This window comes from Pedobacter sp. (genome assembly GCF_045628745.1).
Lineage (GTDB): Bacteria > Bacteroidota > Bacteroidia > Sphingobacteriales > Sphingobacteriaceae > Pedobacter.
Genome location: NZ_JAZQPU010000029.1, coordinates 1 through 1,940, shown reverse-complemented (window position 1 = coordinate 1,940; position 1,940 = coordinate 1). Strand labels below are relative to the sequence as shown.

The following is a 1,940-nucleotide window of genomic DNA, read 5'->3' as shown; positions in this document are numbered from 1 at the left end:
GCAAAAAAAGCCAACAAAATCGTTAATACGCATTTGTATGTGGCTAAATACCTTGTAGGTGGTGTTTCCAAGAAAAAGCATATGGAAAGTTTAAAAGAACGCTTTTGGATTTTTACAAAGTATTATGGTTTGATCCCAAATGTAATTAACCATGTGGTTATTGCTTTAAATCTGACGAAGTATTTTGTGAAGCACAGAAGAACTAACGATTAAATTTTTACAAATCATTATCATAAAGAATTTTTTCTATCTTGCAAAGAAACAGTTAACAAAATGATTTTAAAATCTGTGCTCTTTATTCTTAGTTCTACTTTAATTATAATCTTAACCAATTATATCTGGCAAAACATATTTAAAAAAAGCAAATCTAAATTTGGCCTAAATTTAAATGCAGTTTTTTGTCCGATTTGAGTCACCGAACAACCATTCATTAGGATGCCTAAAACCCGTAGCCAACTTCTTTACGGTGGAACCACTTGTCCAGGTTGTCAGGCTAAGCTTAGCAAGTATGGAGAAGTTCTTTCCTAAGGGCGTTTAGCAATGGTTAAGTGATGGTGGCCTAACGAAAATATTTAAACATAAATAGAGGCTCTGATCATTTGCCTTGCAAGTTCGTGAATGGTATTTTCAAGCTTTTTAGCCTGTTCAGCATTTGGATATTTGAGCTGATTAGCATATTGATTTAACAACTCCGCGTCAATACCGGCATGTGCTGCAACTTTAGCAATTTTTAAAAAATCAAACTGTTTAAACATGGCATATACATCGTAAAAATGCTCAAATTTTACATTTTCAGGATCTAAATTTTCAAACTCATTCAATAATTTTTTAAGATTTTCTTCCAGTTCAGGTAAAGTATCTCCATGATCAACAATTAGATTATCGTTATACTTTATCCTTCCGCTTAAGCCGTTTGTTGTATTTTCAATAACCAATTCTATTTTAATTGTTTCCATCTTTATATTACTTAAGTCCAGCCTGTTTTAAAATTGAATTGAGCGTACCTTTGGCAATATCGCCTTTATGAATTGGAATCGTAACCTTACCTTGTTTAGTTTGATGCACAAGCTGTAAATTACTCTCAGTTTGGGCTTTTTCAATCCAACCGTCTTTTTTAAGTTGATTAACTCCCTTACTTTCATTACCTAAAGGTATGAAAAGGTAATAAAAATGATCATGCCCATTTGCCTAAGTTTCAAAAGAAAAAAACAATTAAAACAATCTTTTTGCTGATTTGTAATTTAAGGTGAGTTATAATATGGTATCATTTAATTTAAAATCATGGGAAGATTAAGTAATAAAAACATAGCCGTCATTTCAGAGAATGGATTTGAAGAAACTGAACTAACCGTTCCTGTACAACGATTAAAAGAAGAAGGAGCAACAGTACATATCATTTCTTCAAAATCGGGTAAAATACAGGCCATGAAAGGCGATCACGACTGGACCATTGAAGTCGCAGTAGATAAAACCTATAGCGAGGTCAATAGCAATGATTACCAGGGTTTATTAATTCCTGGAGGGGTATTGAATCCTGATTCTTTGAGAAAAAAAGAAGAGGTTATTCTATTGGTGAAAGCTTTTTTTGAAGCCGGCAAACCTGTAGCTGCCATTTGTCACGGACCACAGGTACTGATCACCGCAGAAGTGGTTAAAGGAAGAAAATTAACATCAACCAAAACCATCAAAATAGACCTTGTTAATGCGGGTGCCAATTGGGTGGATGAAGAAGTGGTTGTAGACCAGGGATTGGTAACCAGTAGAAGTCCTGCTGACCTTCCTGCTTTCTGCGATAAAATTGTGGAAGAGTTTGCTGAAGGAGTGCATGCAGGTCAACATGCATAATTAAAAATCCAAAAGAGCCTTCTTTATCTTATATAATGATAGAAGGGGCCCAAAACAGAAGCCTTGTTATTTATAAAAAATAGCAAGGCTTTTTT

Annotated in this window: 3 protein-coding genes and 1 pseudogene; 2 read left to right on the top strand and 2 right to left on the bottom strand. The window is 34.1% G+C overall.

All coding sequences use genetic code 11. The features are described 5' to 3' along the window. A pseudogene (locus tag ACR2F7_RS01305) lies at window positions 1–213 on the top strand (glycosyltransferase); the annotation flags it as partial. Window positions 214–572: 359 nt separating this feature from the next. On the opposite strand, the gene ACR2F7_RS01300 reads toward ACR2F7_RS01305, so the two are convergent. Both ACR2F7_RS01300 and ACR2F7_RS01295 read right to left on the bottom strand, forming a co-directional pair. Continuing rightward, window positions 573–956, bottom strand: a complete 384-nt coding sequence (locus tag ACR2F7_RS01300) for a hypothetical protein (protein WP_432711804.1) — start codon at window positions 954–956, stop codon at window positions 573–575. Window positions 957–963: 7 nt separating this feature from the next. Further along, window positions 964–1,155: a type II toxin-antitoxin system HicA family toxin gene (locus ACR2F7_RS01295; RefSeq protein ID WP_432711805.1), complete on the bottom strand. Its 192-nt coding sequence runs from the start codon at window positions 1,153–1,155 to the stop codon at window positions 964–966. A gap of 126 nt (window positions 1,156–1,281) precedes the next feature. On the opposite strand from ACR2F7_RS01295, the gene ACR2F7_RS01290 reads away from it, so the two are divergent. Then, window positions 1,282–1,845, top strand: a complete 564-nt coding sequence (locus tag ACR2F7_RS01290; RefSeq protein ID WP_432711803.1) for a type 1 glutamine amidotransferase domain-containing protein — start codon at window positions 1,282–1,284, stop codon at window positions 1,843–1,845. Window positions 1,846–1,940: the final 95 nt, after the last annotated feature.

Bases quoted from the DNA above. Each gene is read 5' to 3' on its own strand.
- ACR2F7_RS01300 (WP_432711804.1), bottom strand. From the start codon at position 956: ATGGAAACAATTAAAATAGAATTGGTTATTGAAAATACAACAAACGGC.
- ACR2F7_RS01290 (WP_432711803.1), top strand. From the start codon at position 1,282: ATGGGAAGATTAAGTAATAAAAACATAGCCGTCATTTCAGAGAATGGA.